Raw genomic sequence first — 13,080 nt, forward strand, 5'->3', positions numbered from 1 at the left:
TTGCGCAGGTAATCTTTAAAAAGCGATACGCCTTGCCTCCGTCAAGTCGATTTTCGGGATCAGTGCCCCAGGAATGCGCGAGACGGCAGACAGGTTGTATACCTGAAAATGTTCATTCACCACCTGCTCGGCCATCAGGGTCAGCGAGGGCAAAATTCTGCTGTCCCAGTGCTGATCCAGACCACAGGGCGAATGTTCGCCTTCATCACCCTCGTAAAAGCGCCCAAGCGACTGATCAAGGTCCACGCCAACCATCAGTACCTGCTCGAACCCCAGGTGATACGCCAGTTGCAAGGCCACGTAAGCCACCGTGCGGGCATCGTAGTAACCGGTTGAAAGGTCCTTGCTGAAGGCGATCGAGCGCGCCCGTTTGCTCCACAGCGCCCGGCTGCACACATGGCTGCCGCCGTGCCCACGCAAGCCATCGATCAGGCCCGGGGGTTCGGCTTTGTGCAGCGGATAACATTCGGTGCCAGCCGGGATATCGGCGCCGACGAATTGTTCGGGCCACAACGCCAGGCGTTGGCTGTCACGCAGCGCCAGGGCAAACAGCTCGGGCTGTTGATCACGAAAGCTCTTGTCGGTGCAGAGGTAGAAGAAGGGCTTCACGGCGCACTCGGCGGTGAGCGCGACGGAGCCATTCATGGCGATGACCGGAAGGTGCGCGAATTCACGCATGGGGAACTGCTTGGCCGAGGCGCCCGAGGCGAGAATCACCACGGGGCCCTTCTGGGTATTGCGACACGCCTCGAAACTGGAGAACGCCCCGCGTTCAGCATTGAGCTGCGACGGAAGTGTGTTCATCACGTACATCATCGGTTTGGACTATGCAGAAAGAATACCTACCCTTGCCCAACATGCAGTCAGTTTTACATAACCCTTACAAAATCCGACGAACGGGTCACGTTTCGTTCTCGTGCGCAACCGTCTTTTATTCATTAGTTTCCTTGCTGGTTATCCCTCAAGGAACTAATACTTAAGTCTCAGCCTGGGGAGGCACGAACCATGCAACCACGATTCGTTATCGTTCCAGCTGTGCCCATCGAACGGGACGCCTTCCGCGTTGGTGCCAGGTACTACGCAGCTACCGTGTGCGGTGGGTTCGACATCTATGACAACCAGGCCAAGGAGCGGCTCACGCCCAGCTACCCGAGCAAGGTGGATGCAGAGGTACAATGTCGCCAGTTGAACCAGAAGGTTGAAAAGCGATAAGTACAGCCATGCCCGCGCCTTAAGGAATCAGCTGAGCGTCCGGGGAGCGGGCCCCTATCAAGCCTTTGAAACGCCCCCCTCACCGCGCTGCCAGTCGGCGATCAACCGTTGTGCATTTTCATCACAGTCCATCCCCTGGGGCTTGCCTTCGATACCCGAAATAATCGCCAACAATTGCGCGCGGTTTTGAGCCAGGCGCTGCTGCATCGCTTCGATCTCGGCTACCTTGCCCTTGAGGCTGGCCAACAGACGCTCATGACGCTCCGCGCCCATGGCCGATGCGCCGGTAAGCCTGCCCATTTCCTCCAGGCTGAACCCGGCTTGCTGCCCGCAGGTAATGATTTCCAGCGCTCTCACCGCCTGCTCGGGGTAATCCCGATAGCCATTGCCCAGGCGCCGGGCCGCTATCAGGCCGCTGGCTTCGTAGAAACGTATGCGCGATGCGCTGAGGCCGGTGCGCCGCGCCAGTTCGCCGATTTTCATGATGGGGTGATTTCTCTCTTGACCTTAAGGTTTACTTTAACCTTAGCCTTCTTCGAAACCCACGACCGCCTGGCACCTGAAGGTGCACGGCGCAGCATTTCGGAGAACGTCATGACGCCCTTCCAGCCACTGCTCTTGCCCAATGGCAGCGTTATCCCCAACCGCATCGCCAAAGCGGCGATGGAAGAAAACCTCGCCAGCCCCGACCAGGCCCCGTCAGACCAGCTGCTGCGCCTTTACCAGGCCTGGGCCGAGGGCGGTGCCGGGCTGCTATTGACCGGCAACGTCATGATCGACCCCAGCGCCATGACTGGCCCCGGTGGTGTGATGCTGGATGACAGCCAGCAATTGCTGCGCTTTCGCCAATGGGCCGAAATCGGCAGGGCCCACGGCGCGCAGTTCTGGATGCAGATCAACCACCCAGGCCGGCAGATGCAGGCCAACCTCGGCCAGGCCACTGTGGCTCCCTCGGCGATAGCCCTGGAGATGGGCGGCTTGTCCAAGCTGTTCGCGCTGCCCAAGGCACTGGACGACTCGGAAATTGCCGCGCTGATCGAACGCTTCGCCCGTACTGCCGCGCTCGCCGAAACAGCCGGTTTTAGCGGCGTGCAGGTTCATGCCGCGCACGGCTACCTGCTGAGCCAGTTTCTTTCACCGCTGAGCAACCAGCGCCAGGACCGTTGGGGCGGCAGCCTGGAAAACCGCGCACGCTTGTTACTGGAGGTGATCAAGGCCATACGGGCCGTGGTCTCAACCGGTTTCAGCGTGGCGGTGAAACTCAACTCGGCAGACTTCCAGCGTGGTGGCTTTGAGCCGGCGGATGCCCGCCAGGTGGTACTGTGGCTTAACGAACTGCCGGTAGACCTGGTGGAACTGTCTGGCGGCAGTTACGAGGCACCGGCCATGCAAGGCGATGCCCGCGACGGCCGCACCTTGGCGCGCGAGGCCTACTTCCTGGAATTCGCCGAGGAAATTGCCGCCATCGCAACGATGCCGGTGATGGTTACAGGCGGCATTCGCCGCCTGCCGGTGGTCGAACAGGTGCTGGAAAAAGGGGTGGCCATGGCCGGCATCGCCACAGCGCTGGCGGTTGACCCGGCCCTGCCCCGGCGCTGGAAAAATGGCGAGGCCAGCGCCACGGCAGCTTTGCCGCCCATTCGCTGGAAGCGCAAGGCGTTCGCCGCACTGGCTTACATGGCTTTGGTGAAGTTGCAGATGCGTCGGCTGGCAGCCGGGAACAGGCCAACAGCCCATGCGTCGCCGCTGCGCGCGTTGTTGTTGGAGCAATACTGCACGCTGCGCCGAGTAAAACAGTACAAGCGCATGATGAATAGCCGACTGCAATAATGCGACTGCACGCCCGCGCGCTCTGACCAAGAAGCAAGTCCTGCAAATCGGTGGCAAAACACACGCCGAGTCGGACCGCACCGTGGTGCCGGGCACTTGCTTTGACTACACGCTGGCCCCGTCAGCGCAGCGCAAAACCAGGCGGCCTCCACCCAGCCTGGGGGGATGGGCGGTTCGGGTTACCGAGTGTTCAATCCAGGCATTCCCTGGCCGCCTGGCGCAGCTTGTCACCGGAAAGAAAACTGCCTTTGTAGAAGGTCGCCCGGCTGCCTTCGCGGTTCTCCACCACTTCCAGAATTTCGTCGGAGGTAACTGCACTGGGTGCAGTCAGCCGATAACCGTGGCTGATGGACTTTTGCGTGGTGAGCGGCGCCAGCGCTTGCCACTTGGGCAATACACAAGCGGCATAATCCTGGGGCGATTTGTGGGTCAGCTTACTGGCGGTGGGCTTACCCGGGTTTGCGCAACCGGCGAGGGAAACGACCAGCGCAGCACTGAACAGGATACGAAAAATAGGCATTTGCAATTGACCCCAATGAACAGGGTGCATTTTAGCCATGCTTTTGCCAAAGCACTAATCCACCAACGTAGCACTCCAGACTTCTGTCGCATTCCAAATGCGAATGATTAACTTACAATCAATCGCGCTGAGGGATCAGCACCCATCACAAAAAGCCCGCGCTCACGGGTGCGGGCTTTTTGTTCCTGTGGCTGCTGTCTAGGCTTTTGAACACATGAGGGCTGCATCCAGCAGCCGACCATGGTCGTACCAGGCATCACGTTGGTAAGCGGTGAATTGATGATGCGTGCCGGTGTTGCGCAACTCGACCAGGCCGTTGGCTATGTTGGGGTCGGTGCTGTCGACGAACAGCTTCACCGAGTCGCCACTGCCGACTTCATACGTCATGGCGCTGCCGTGCAACTCTTCCTTGACACAGCCCAGGTAGTCCGGCGGGCTTTTCTCGGTTATGCCGGACGTATAATCGTGGCCATCACGTACATCAGGGTTTTGTGCACACCCCGATATAAAAGTTGTAGCCAACGCTGACATCAGTATTGCGCCTGCGAATGATAGTGAACTTTTCACGCGACACACTCCAGCTGCCCCCTTCAAGCATTCTGCAAAAAGTAGCGACCGAGAAAAGCCCCTGTTTTAGTTTTATGACCGGTCCATGTTACTCCGCCCCCGTATCAAGCCAATATTCTCGTTTGCTATATCGACAAACTTGGCTTCCTACCGGTGAAGACAGTTCCAACATTTTTGCTGAACGGGTAACTGCTGCCCCTTTGCCATTAGCACAACAGGCCTAATCGTCGGCGACAGCGCCAGGGCTTACAGTGTCTGAGCCATCCATTACCAGGGTGGCTCCACCTCAAGCACCACTCCAAAAGGATATTGGCCATGTCAGTAAAGAAAATCCTCTACGCCTCGGCGATCGCCTTCGCGCTGTCCACCTCCAACGCCTATGCGTTCGCCGAGAGCTGTAGCGATTCCTGGTGGAAGTTCAGCGGGATCGAAGCGTTGACCTGCCTCTTCTCGGGCCAATGGTGAGGAGCCCGAAGCCATGAGACAAACCAGCGCCGTGTGGTTGGCAGCACAGGGCGCTGGTAACAACCCATCACCTTGAAATGGCGTTACGCTCAGTCTTGCTCCGTCAACTCGCACACGCCATTGGCGCCTCCCTTGCCGGTGTAGGAAACACCCAGGGAGCCATCCGGGTTGATCATCAGCGACACGGTCACCCCACTGCCCTTGGCCTCGAAGTACGCGTCACTGAACTTCTTCAGCTTTGCTTCCTTGCCATCGATGTACACGGGGCCGCCCTCATCCGCGTGCACTTCGATTCCGCCCGGGCAGGTCGCGTTTACCAAGGGAATCTCGGCGTTGGCCATACCGGCTACAGAAAACACCATTGCACCCAACACAAAGCGCTTCATTCAAACCTCCAGATTCAATGGCCGCTGTTCCAGCAATAGCCGAAGCTCAACCATCTTTCCAGTGCGGCCCAAGGCCGCATCGCGATGACGGTCCCAGGGGCTTTGGGAACAGTACGCCCAAGCGGAGTGCAACGGGCTCTATGAGCAGAGCATCGGCGGAACCATCAGGGGAACTGTTGCCGCTGAGTGTCGGTATCGTATGGCGATTCAGCGGCTGGTTGCTCTGGATGAATGGTGGGCGTCATGATGAGCATCTGCGCACAGGATCGTTAAGCGTTTCCCAGCCATAAAACCGTGCAGTGGGCCGGCGTGAATTGAGCGATCTATGGAAAAGAGATGTCGCAAACGCCGCATTGAACAAATCAGCGAGCCCCGAGCGGCATAGCCTTTCGCGAGCTCGTTGAAACGTGTCACGATCCGGCGTTTTTCTTTCAGCCACCCAAACATGCACTCGATGATGTTGCGCTGTCGTCTGAATGAGCCTGAGATGGGCTGAAGTTCCGACTCGAACTCCTGCCACTACCCCCTCCCAAGCCAGATAATCCCCCTGCCGCATCCGGCCGCGGAGGGCAGCACTAGGTCACCATCTTCCTGCGAGGAAGAACATACCTCCAGCAACGCCGGTGATGAAAACGCCGTCCCATATATCGCCGCAAGTAGCGTTACCTGACAAGTACGCTTCGACCTGAACAGCCAAAAAGAAGATCGCGATCAACAGAGCCACGCCTGTGATGCGCCGCTGAACCTTAAACCTGGCCTTTTCAGTTCCGAACCACAGCATGCAATCCTCCTTTCATGATTCATCCTTGGACCCAAGATACCCCGCGCTTTCACTCGGGTCACGGAGCGCGCGCATACATGGAAAAGATCATGAGCAACTACATCGGCGTCATCCTCGACAGCGACCCGCATCGGCGTATTCACAGCGACCCCACCAGGAATGTGCAGTGCGGCGAGGTGGCTGAGATGCTCCCGCTCAAGCAGTGGGAAGTCCTCACCAACGGCACGTACGACAGGGATGAAGTTCAGTACATGCTGGGCGATGCGCGCCATTACGTGCAGCGTGCTGGGCAGCCACACACAGCCAGGCAAAGTACCGGGCCTACGAAGAACTGGCCACGTGCTTCAACAACGATGCGACAGCCATGCTGATCTTCAAGATTTGCCCTGCCGCATGGTCGCTGCCCGCGCTTGCGAGGCAGCACCTATTGGTGCCACCTCGGCTTCGGCCTCCTGTTTGCTTGACGATTAAGTATTCAAGTACCGAAGCATTTCGGTCATCAGTTCGATAACCGCTGTAACCAGTTGCAACCAGCAAATCTGTCTTACCATCTAAACTCCTCTTGGGCGACCCTAAAGGAGATGCGCAACACCGCTCGATAAGACGCGAGACATGGGCTGCGTCAGCGGACGCTGGATAAACCCTACGGCGCTGCCCGCCAGCGCCTTACCTTCAAAAAGGAAAACGCGACCTTGAGTCAAACGGCATCGTGGGAATGGCAATGGGTCCGGCACCCGACATCGACCACTCATGCCGATCCGGCATACGACCTGCGTCGATCTACCTGCCCCACCCGAATAAATCGATGTCACCACCGCCTATCACCCCGTTGGCACTCTGTACCCTCGCCAGCGCCCTAATGGATGTACCCCTATAACGGGAGAGTCCTTATGAAACTGATTCGACTCCAAACCTTGCTGATAGCCATGTGCGTCGGCATTGGGTCCCCACTCGCGTTAGCGGCAAGCAGCATGAACGACAACAACAGCGTGGGCTCACCAGGAACGCCGGGCGCTGATAGTGGGAGCAGCCCCAAGGGCGGCGGAGCAAGCGGCTCTGGAACGCCCGGGGACAGCCTTGGCACAGGAAATAGTACCGGGAGCAACGGCACTGACAATACTGGGGGAGATGGCACCAACAAGAACGGTCAATCCAGCGGGTCGGATGGCAAGCCTGGCCCAGGTAGTAGCACCGGTGGAAGCGGAACCGGTAGTAGTGGGGCAGGAGGCGGCACAGGAGACAGTGGCGGGTCCAGCGGTGGTTCCGGCAGCGGTGGTAGTTGATATGGCTGCGGAGCACCTTCAGTGATAACTGTAGAGATGGGCGAACGGGCTCCACTGCCCCTTGTAGCGAAACGAGAAGCCGAACGCCGCAGTCTGCTCTGAAAGCGACCAGGGTCCGGTCGATATAAACGACAGGAACCCCTCGGCGTTGACCTTGGGCTTGCCCGGGAATGGCTCGACCCGAGTGCATCACCGGAGCGGGCTTCGTCAATCCTGAAACAGGGGTTCAGGCCGGCAGCGGATTTCCGTTGGTATCCAGTAGATAAGCCGGTGAGTGAGGTCAGGAATGAGGGAGAATCGTTGGTTACGCCGATAGACAGCGAAAACCATCAGGGTCAGCTAGAGTTTTGATGAGTGAAAGCACCGCGAGATAACGATCATGCTAAAACAAGAAGCAGATGACGTAATTGAGCGTATCAGGGACGATCTGAAAAGGCACGGCGTGCTCATCGGCTACGATCCAGAACTGACGCCTGCGGATTTCGGCTGCGACCTGGATCACCACGTTGCTCAGGTCAGAGAGGATCCGAACAACCGCGTATTGCGTATATCGATACATGACGAAGGCTTGTGGAACCAGCTCCGGCAGGGGGCCGTGTATCGCTGTATCGTCAGTGAGTGTCAAGGAAAGCTATTCGGCATTCCCATTACGATAGAACCAAGAACTGATGCGTCCTACACCATTCAGTACAAACTTTAAAACGTCAGCAGGGTAGTTTGCCGGCCATCCTACCCGAGCTGGCGCGATCGGTCCCGGCTGAACCCTGTGCACCTGTTCCGTCGCAGTGAGCTTTGACGTATCGCTTCACCGTGCCTGAGGCGCCTCAAGCAAAGTGGGTGCCGCTGCTGAATGAAGTTGAGATCAGGCGCCAGCCCGAGTATCTGATCACTTCATTTATAGTGAGGCCGTGAAGGGGTTCGCTCTTGCGCCGAAAGCCATCCTGTAGCGAAGATGCTGACTGGAGCACATGTGTACTCCAGCCAGCTGTGACTACTCTCCGCTCTATTTCGAGCAGGCCGCGAGATGTTCTGTTGCAACCAGGCCCTCGGTGGCGATTCGGCGCGCACGTCCCACGCCCCAAGCCAGTGCCCTGGTCATCGACTCGCCTGGGCGGGAGTCGATGACCTCTTCGTGAAGCGCAGCGCCAGCGGGCGCATAGACGCCGATGAACATCTGTGTGTTGCCCGTCCGCGCCAGCCTCACCTGAACATCGATAAACGTGCCGTCATCGAGCGTTTCGTCGTGCTCTCGGTGGTGGAGTGTGGGATCCGCCCACTGCCAATAAACGTCTCCGCGAATTCGCATGCCGCCTCCTACGACTGAAGTCATTTCGTGTATGGCCAAAAACCACGATAGCGAAGCGCAGCCGCTGCACAACTGGAAAAGGCCGAACTGCGAACTGAATCGGACCGCCGGCCCAAAAACTTCTACACCACCAATAACTTGTACAACTTTTGCCGTGATATAGCGGCCAAGCACGACGTCATGCCTGGAGAAAGTAACTGATTCAGCCGCTAGCCATTGAGCCTCGTAGAACGAGCGCCGCAAGAGCGGACGAAGACCACGCATCACCGGATAATCCTGCTCAATGAGCGGGCGCAACGCCATCAGCTAGGCACGGCGAATGGCCAACCTGAAGCGCATGGCCTCTAATCTGCTCGCCCCGTCAGTCCGTTCGTGTTCCACCCTCGTAAAGGTGGGCTGTGGATCAACGAGCCAAGTGTTACAATCCGCCACTTCAAATCAGCGCTCAAGGCGCTGGACATCCGTGAACGCCGTCAGTACGACACCCGCCACACCTACGCAACCATGTGCCTGATGCCTGGGATGAACCCTGCGTTCATTGCAAATCGGCTTGGCCACAGCGTCGAGATGTTGCTTTCTACCTACGCGAAATGGATCAGCTCCTCCTCGGACTGGAGGGAGCTGGAGAAGCTGCCGCCCCGCGTCGAATTGGCCCAAAATTGGCCCAAAAATGACGAGAGGGCCTAAATACACCTCTGGAACCCCCGCAGGACAAGCACTTGATTTCTACCGCTAACATCACCATGCAGTTCGGCTCCAAGCCGCTGTTCGAAAACGTCTCGGTCAAATTCAACAACGGCAACCGCTACGGCCTGATCGGCGCCAACGGTTGCGGAAAGTCGACCTTCATGAAGATCCTCGGCGGCGATCTGGAGCCGTCCGGTGGCCAGGTCATGCTCGAGCCGAACACCCGCCTGGGCAAGCTGCGCCAGGACCAGTTCGCCTATGAGGAATTCACCGTGATCGACACGGTGATCATGGGCCACGGCCAGCTGTGGAAGGTCAAGGCCGAGCGTGACCGCATCTACTCGCTGCCGGAAATGACCGAAGAAGACGGCATGGCTGTCGCCGAGCTGGAAACCGAATTTGCCGAAATGGACGGCTACACTGCCGAATCGCGCGCCGGTGAGCTGCTGCTGGGCCTGGGTATTCCGCTGGAACAGCACTTTGGCCCGATGAGCGAAGTGGCGCCAGGCTGGAAGCTGCGTGTGCTGCTGGCCCAGGCGCTGTTCTCGGACCCGGACGTGCTGCTGCTCGACGAACCGACCAACCACCTGGACATCAACACCATCCGTTGGCTGGAAACGATTCTGACGGCGCGTAACAGCACCATGATCATCATTTCCCACGACCGGCACTTCCTCAACAGCGTGTGCACGCACATGGCTGATCTGGACTACGGTGAGCTGCGCCTGTTCCCGGGCAACTACGACGAGTACATGACCGCGGCCACCCAGTCGCGCGAGCAACTGCTGTCGGACAACGCCAAGAAAAAAGCCCAGATCGCCGAGCTGCAGACCTTCGTCAGCCGCTTCTCGGCCAACGCTTCCAAGGCCAAGCAGGCCACCTCGCGCGCCAAGCAGATCGACAAGATCCAGCTGGCCGAGGTCAAGCCTTCGAGCCGGGTCAGCCCGTTCATCCGCTTCGAGCAGACCAAGAAGCTGCACCGCCAGGCGGTGGTCGTCGAGAAGATGGCCAAGGCCTTCGACGACAAGGTGCTGTTCAAGAACTTCGATATCACCGTCGAAGCCGGCGAGCGCGTAGCAATCATCGGCCCCAACGGTATCGGCAAGACGACCCTGCTGCGCACCCTGGTCGGCGAGATGAAGCCTGATGCGGGTTCGGTGAAGTGGACCGACAGCGCCGAGGTGGGTTACTACGCCCAGGACCACGCACACGACTTCGAAGACGACCTGACCCTGTTCGACTGGATGGGCCAGTGGACCTCCGGTGAGCAGGTGATCCGCGGCACCCTGGGGCGCATGCTGTTCTCCAACGACGAGATCCTGAAGTCGGTGAAGGTGATTTCCGGTGGTGAGCAAGGCCGCATGCTGTTCGGCAAGCTGATCCTGCAGAAGCCGAACGTGCTGGTGATGGACGAACCGACCAACCACCTGGACATGGAATCGATCGAGGCGCTGAACCTGGCGCTGGAGAACTACCCGGGGACACTGCTGTTCGTCAGCCACGACCGTGAGTTCGTGTCGTCGCTGGCAACCCGCATCATCGAACTGTCGCCGGACGGTGTGGTGGACTTCAGCGGTACCTATGACGACTACCTGCGCAGCCAGGGCGTAGTGGTCTGAAGTAACTGAGCGGGCCTGGCCATCTATGGATGGCCAGGCCATCGCTATCCCGCCTTCTGAGATTCCCCGAGGAATAATTCGTTAGCCTGCTTTCATTTCCTTCGCGCAACGGCCATGATGAAGCCACGCCCAACCGCCCGCCCGCGAACGAGCCCATGACCGCGCAACAGCCCGCCCCCGCCAGCAGCACTTTCAGTATCACCCTGCAGATCTTGTCGATCGTCTTCTACACCTTCATCGCGTTTCTCTGCATCGGCCTGCCGATCGCGGTGTTGCCCAGCTATGTGCACGACCAGTTGGGCTTTGGTGCGGTGATTGCCGGGGTGACCATCGGCCTGCAGTACCTGGCCACCCTGCTCAGCCGGCCTTTTGCCGGACGCGTGGCGGATACACTGGGCGGCAAGCAGGCGATCCGTTACGGCCTGATGGGCATTGCTGCTTGCGGGGTGTTGACGTTCGCCTCGGCCTGGACGCTGAGCGCACCACTGCTGAGCCTGTTGCTGTTGCTGGGCGGGCGCTTGCTGCTGGGGCTTGCCCAGGGCCTGATCGGCGTTGCGACGCTAAGCTGGGGCATCAGCCAGGTAGGGCCTGAGCATACGGCGAGGGTGATCTCCTGGAACGGCATTGCTTCGTACGGCGCCATCGCCATCGGCGCACCGGTTGGCGTGCTGGCGGTTGATGGCCTGGATTTCAGCGTACTCGGGCCCACCTTGCTGGTGCTTGCCGTGCTGGGGTTGCTGGTGCTGCGCAAAAGGCCGGACGTGGTGGTGGTGCGGGGTGAGCGGCTGCCGTTCTGGTCGGCGTTCGGCCGTGTTGCGCCGTGTGGCCTGGGGCTTACCCTGGCATCGATCGGCTACGGGACCCTGACCACGTTCGTCACCCTTTATTACCTGGAGCGCGGCTGGCTAGGCGCAGCCTGGTGCCTGAGTGCCTTCGGCGTGTGTTTCATCATTTCGCGGCTGTTGTTCGTCAACGCCGTCAACCGCTTTGGCGGCTACAACGTGGCAATCGCCTGCATGGCCACCGAGGTGGTCGGCTTGACCCTGCTGTGGCTCGCGCCCTCGCCGCTGTGGGCCTTGGTCGGTGCCGGCCTCACCGGTTTTGGCCTGTCGCTGGTGTACCCGGCGCTGGGCGTCGAGGCGATCAAGCAGGTGCCCAGCAGCAGCCGCGGCGCGGGGTTGGGCGCCTATGCGGTGTTCTTCGACATGGCGTTGGCAGTCGCCGGGCCGGTGATGGGCGCCGTGGCGGTGCACCTGGGGTATGCCTCGATCTTCTGCGTCGCAGCCCTGCTGGCCTTGGCTGGGGTTGGCCTAACGTTGCTGCTGGCGCGGCGCAGCCGTCGCGGCTGAACGTTCGGCGTGTTCAGGCGCGCCCAGGGCCTGGCTGAAGAAGGCCGCGGTGTCGCGCTGCAAAGAGTGGTGGATATGGCGGCGGTCGACGCCGGCTGCGTCCTTGCACAGCGCTGCCATGCGGAGCCATTGCTCATCATCACAGCGGGCCATGAACACGAAATGCCCAGCGCCGGCCAACAGCCGGTAGTCCGGCGTTACCGGTAACTTGCGCGCCAGCGCTTCGGCATTGCGGTCCACGGCCAACAGTTGGTCATTGTCGCCGCTGTAGATCAGGGCCGGCACGTTGACGCTAGACAGGGCATGGCGCCCAAACATCAAGCTCAACGGGGCCATCAGCATCACCGCGCCCACCCTTGCATCCGCCTTCGGGGCCAATTCACTGCGGTCGGCGATCAGCACGCCGTGGGTCTTGCACGCATCGCCGTCGGTGGGACGTTCCAGGCAGTACTGGCGCAGGCGGTCGAGGTCAGGCTGGGCGCCTGAAAGGATCAATGCGGTTTCACCGCCGGCCGAATAGCCGATCACGCCGACCTTACCGTCATTCAGGTAAGGCCCGAGCAGTGTGTCGTCACGGGCGGCGGTGATCGCGGCACTGACCTGCAATGGGCGCCCGTAAAGGTTGCTCAGGGTGCCCTGGCGGCTGTGATCACGGGCATTGTCGCCGGGGTGCACAACTGCGACGACGACAAACCCCTGGCGTGCCAGCGACGTGGCCAGGTAGTGCAAGGCCAGCGGGCTGCCGGTGTTGCCGTGCGACAGCACCAGCAGCGGAAATTGCCCGAGGGCCACCGGGGCTTCATCAGCGACATCGACGGGGTAGCCGTCGATCCGGCTGCTGTGGGGCGTACCCTGGGCCGGGTAGAACGCCAATGCCTGCATCGGGCGGGCGTCGACCGGGTCGGTCAAGGTCATATGGTGCAGGCCGGCCACCCAAGGTGCAGCCTCGGCCTGGGCCAACAGGCCACCGAACAGAAGCAGTGCCAGCAACCAACGCGCGGTGTTCATCGGCCGGCTATTCCGCATGGAGCGAGGGGATAGCGTCAGAATAGGCCGGTGTTGCCGGGCGGCAGAT

Annotated in this window: 16 protein-coding genes and 2 pseudogenes; 9 read left to right on the forward strand and 9 right to left on the reverse strand. The window is 60.0% G+C overall.

What is annotated here, in order from left to right:
• Positions 1 to 15: 15 nt before the first annotated feature.
• Positions 16 to 804, reverse strand: a complete 789-nt coding sequence (locus ACIPIJ_RS11690; RefSeq protein WP_401076522.1) for a lipopolysaccharide biosynthesis protein — start codon at positions 802 to 804, stop codon at positions 16 to 18.
• Positions 805 to 1,005: 201 nt separating this feature from the next.
• Here ACIPIJ_RS11690 and ACIPIJ_RS11695 point away from each other — a divergent pair, with 201 nt between their 5' ends.
• Positions 1,006 to 1,212 (forward strand): hypothetical protein, encoded by a 207-nt coding sequence (locus tag ACIPIJ_RS11695; protein WP_401076524.1) that lies wholly within the window; start codon positions 1,006 to 1,008, stop codon positions 1,210 to 1,212.
• Between the two features lie 57 nt (positions 1,213 to 1,269).
• Here the strand turns inward: ACIPIJ_RS11695 and ACIPIJ_RS11700 are convergent, their stop codons facing one another.
• On the reverse strand, positions 1,270 to 1,695 hold the full coding sequence (locus ACIPIJ_RS11700) for a MerR family transcriptional regulator (RefSeq protein WP_401076527.1): 426 nt from the start codon (positions 1,693 to 1,695) through the stop codon (positions 1,270 to 1,272).
• Between the two features lie 111 nt (positions 1,696 to 1,806).
• On the opposite strand from ACIPIJ_RS11700, the gene ACIPIJ_RS11705 reads away from it, so the two are divergent.
• A complete protein-coding gene (locus ACIPIJ_RS11705; RefSeq protein WP_401076529.1) occupies positions 1,807 to 3,042 on the forward strand; it encodes an NADH:flavin oxidoreductase/NADH oxidase family protein in 1,236 nt (411 codons plus the stop codon).
• Positions 3,043 to 3,232: 190 nt separating this feature from the next.
• Here the strand turns inward: ACIPIJ_RS11705 and ACIPIJ_RS11710 are convergent, their stop codons facing one another.
• Entirely contained in the window at positions 3,233 to 3,592 is a 360-nt protein-coding gene (locus ACIPIJ_RS11710; protein ID WP_401077557.1) for a hypothetical protein, read from the reverse strand.
• Positions 3,593 to 3,760: 168 nt separating this feature from the next.
• Positions 3,761 to 4,093 (reverse strand): hypothetical protein, encoded by a 333-nt coding sequence (locus ACIPIJ_RS11715; RefSeq protein WP_401076532.1) that lies wholly within the window; start codon positions 4,091 to 4,093, stop codon positions 3,761 to 3,763.
• A gap of 351 nt (positions 4,094 to 4,444) precedes the next feature.
• Here ACIPIJ_RS11715 and ACIPIJ_RS11720 point away from each other — a divergent pair, with 351 nt between their 5' ends.
• Complete coding sequence (locus ACIPIJ_RS11720; RefSeq protein WP_401076534.1) at positions 4,445 to 4,594, forward strand: hypothetical protein; 150 nt, start codon at positions 4,445 to 4,447, stop codon at positions 4,592 to 4,594.
• A gap of 89 nt (positions 4,595 to 4,683) precedes the next feature.
• On the opposite strand, the gene ACIPIJ_RS11725 is transcribed toward ACIPIJ_RS11720, so the two are convergent.
• Positions 4,684 to 4,980: a hypothetical protein gene (locus tag ACIPIJ_RS11725; protein ID WP_401076536.1), complete on the reverse strand. Its 297-nt coding sequence runs from the start codon at positions 4,978 to 4,980 to the stop codon at positions 4,684 to 4,686.
• Positions 4,981 to 5,083: 103 nt separating this feature from the next.
• Between ACIPIJ_RS11725 and ACIPIJ_RS11730 the strand changes: the two are divergent.
• Positions 5,084 to 5,227 (forward strand): annotated as a pseudogene (locus ACIPIJ_RS11730) (hypothetical protein); the annotation flags it as partial.
• Positions 5,228 to 5,307: 80 nt separating this feature from the next.
• Here the strand turns inward: ACIPIJ_RS11730 and ACIPIJ_RS11735 are convergent.
• Together ACIPIJ_RS11735 and ACIPIJ_RS11740 are read right to left on the reverse strand one after the other, a co-directional pair.
• Positions 5,308 to 5,451: pseudogene (locus tag ACIPIJ_RS11735) on the reverse strand (IS5/IS1182 family transposase); the annotation flags it as partial.
• Positions 5,452 to 5,560: 109 nt separating this feature from the next.
• Positions 5,561 to 5,761, reverse strand: coding sequence for a hypothetical protein (locus ACIPIJ_RS11740; protein WP_401076538.1), 201 nt, complete (start codon positions 5,759 to 5,761; stop codon positions 5,561 to 5,563).
• Positions 5,762 to 5,850: 89 nt separating this feature from the next.
• Here ACIPIJ_RS11740 and ACIPIJ_RS11745 point away from each other — a divergent pair, with 89 nt between their 5' ends.
• Positions 5,851 to 6,132, forward strand: a complete 282-nt coding sequence (locus ACIPIJ_RS11745) for a hypothetical protein (RefSeq protein ID WP_401076540.1) — start codon at positions 5,851 to 5,853, stop codon at positions 6,130 to 6,132.
• A 1,291-nt stretch (positions 6,133 to 7,423) separates the two neighbouring features.
• Positions 7,424 to 7,744 (forward strand): hypothetical protein, encoded by a 321-nt coding sequence (locus tag ACIPIJ_RS11750; RefSeq protein WP_401076543.1) that lies wholly within the window; start codon positions 7,424 to 7,426, stop codon positions 7,742 to 7,744.
• Between the two features lie 303 nt (positions 7,745 to 8,047).
• On the opposite strand, the gene ACIPIJ_RS11755 is transcribed toward ACIPIJ_RS11750, so the two are convergent.
• On the reverse strand, positions 8,048 to 8,350 hold the full coding sequence (locus tag ACIPIJ_RS11755) for a hypothetical protein (RefSeq protein WP_401077559.1): 303 nt from the start codon (positions 8,348 to 8,350) through the stop codon (positions 8,048 to 8,050).
• A 372-nt stretch (positions 8,351 to 8,722) separates the two neighbouring features.
• On the opposite strand from ACIPIJ_RS11755, the gene ACIPIJ_RS11760 reads away from it, so the two are divergent.
• The 3 genes from ACIPIJ_RS11760 to ACIPIJ_RS11770 all read left to right on the forward strand — a co-directional run bounded on the left by ACIPIJ_RS11760 (position 8,723) and on the right by ACIPIJ_RS11770 (position 12,005).
• Positions 8,723 to 9,037 (forward strand): integrase, encoded by a 315-nt coding sequence (locus ACIPIJ_RS11760; RefSeq protein ID WP_401076546.1) that lies wholly within the window; start codon positions 8,723 to 8,725, stop codon positions 9,035 to 9,037.
• Between the two features lie 32 nt (positions 9,038 to 9,069).
• Positions 9,070 to 10,656 (forward strand): ABC-F family ATPase, encoded by a 1,587-nt coding sequence (locus ACIPIJ_RS11765; protein ID WP_401076549.1) that lies wholly within the window; start codon positions 9,070 to 9,072, stop codon positions 10,654 to 10,656.
• Between the two features lie 86 nt (positions 10,657 to 10,742).
• A complete protein-coding gene (locus tag ACIPIJ_RS11770; protein ID WP_401077560.1) occupies positions 10,743 to 12,005 on the forward strand; it encodes an MFS transporter in 1,263 nt (420 codons plus the stop codon).
• Here ACIPIJ_RS11770 and ACIPIJ_RS11775 read toward each other — a convergent pair.
• Positions 11,967 to 13,013 carry an alpha/beta hydrolase family protein gene (locus ACIPIJ_RS11775; RefSeq protein WP_401076551.1) on the reverse strand — a complete coding sequence of 349 codons (1,047 nt, stop codon included), beginning with the start codon at positions 13,011 to 13,013 and terminating at the stop codon, positions 11,967 to 11,969. The genes ACIPIJ_RS11770 and ACIPIJ_RS11775 overlap by 39 nt on opposite strands.
• Between the last annotated feature and the right edge of the window lie 67 nt (positions 13,014 to 13,080).

It is taken from the genome of Pseudomonas sp. NPDC087185 (genome assembly GCF_044744955.1).
Lineage (GTDB): Bacteria > Pseudomonadota > Gammaproteobacteria > Pseudomonadales > Pseudomonadaceae > Aquipseudomonas.

Coding starts and splice junctions, on each gene's coding strand:
- ACIPIJ_RS11690 (WP_401076522.1), bottom strand. CDS start 804: ATGAACACACTTCCGTCGCAGCTCAATGCTGAACGCGGGGCGTTCTCC.
- ACIPIJ_RS11695 (WP_401076524.1), top strand. CDS start 1,006: ATGCAACCACGATTCGTTATCGTTCCAGCTGTGCCCATCGAACGGGAC.
- ACIPIJ_RS11700 (WP_401076527.1), bottom strand. CDS start 1,695: ATGAAAATCGGCGAACTGGCGCGGCGCACCGGCCTCAGCGCATCGCGC.
- ACIPIJ_RS11705 (WP_401076529.1), top strand. CDS start 1,807: ATGACGCCCTTCCAGCCACTGCTCTTGCCCAATGGCAGCGTTATCCCC.
- ACIPIJ_RS11710 (WP_401077557.1), bottom strand. CDS start 3,592: ATGCACCCTGTTCATTGGGGTCAATTGCAAATGCCTATTTTTCGTATC.
- ACIPIJ_RS11715 (WP_401076532.1), bottom strand. CDS start 4,093: ATGTCAGCGTTGGCTACAACTTTTATATCGGGGTGTGCACAAAACCCT.
- ACIPIJ_RS11720 (WP_401076534.1), top strand. CDS start 4,445: ATGTCAGTAAAGAAAATCCTCTACGCCTCGGCGATCGCCTTCGCGCTG.
- ACIPIJ_RS11725 (WP_401076536.1), bottom strand. CDS start 4,980: ATGAAGCGCTTTGTGTTGGGTGCAATGGTGTTTTCTGTAGCCGGTATG.
- ACIPIJ_RS11740 (WP_401076538.1), bottom strand. CDS start 5,761: ATGCTGTGGTTCGGAACTGAAAAGGCCAGGTTTAAGGTTCAGCGGCGC.
- ACIPIJ_RS11745 (WP_401076540.1), top strand. CDS start 5,851: ATGAGCAACTACATCGGCGTCATCCTCGACAGCGACCCGCATCGGCGT.
- ACIPIJ_RS11750 (WP_401076543.1), top strand. CDS start 7,424: ATGCTAAAACAAGAAGCAGATGACGTAATTGAGCGTATCAGGGACGAT.
- ACIPIJ_RS11755 (WP_401077559.1), bottom strand. CDS start 8,350: ATGCGAATTCGCGGAGACGTTTATTGGCAGTGGGCGGATCCCACACTC.
- ACIPIJ_RS11775 (WP_401076551.1), bottom strand. CDS start 13,013: ATGAACACCGCGCGTTGGTTGCTGGCACTGCTTCTGTTCGGTGGCCTG.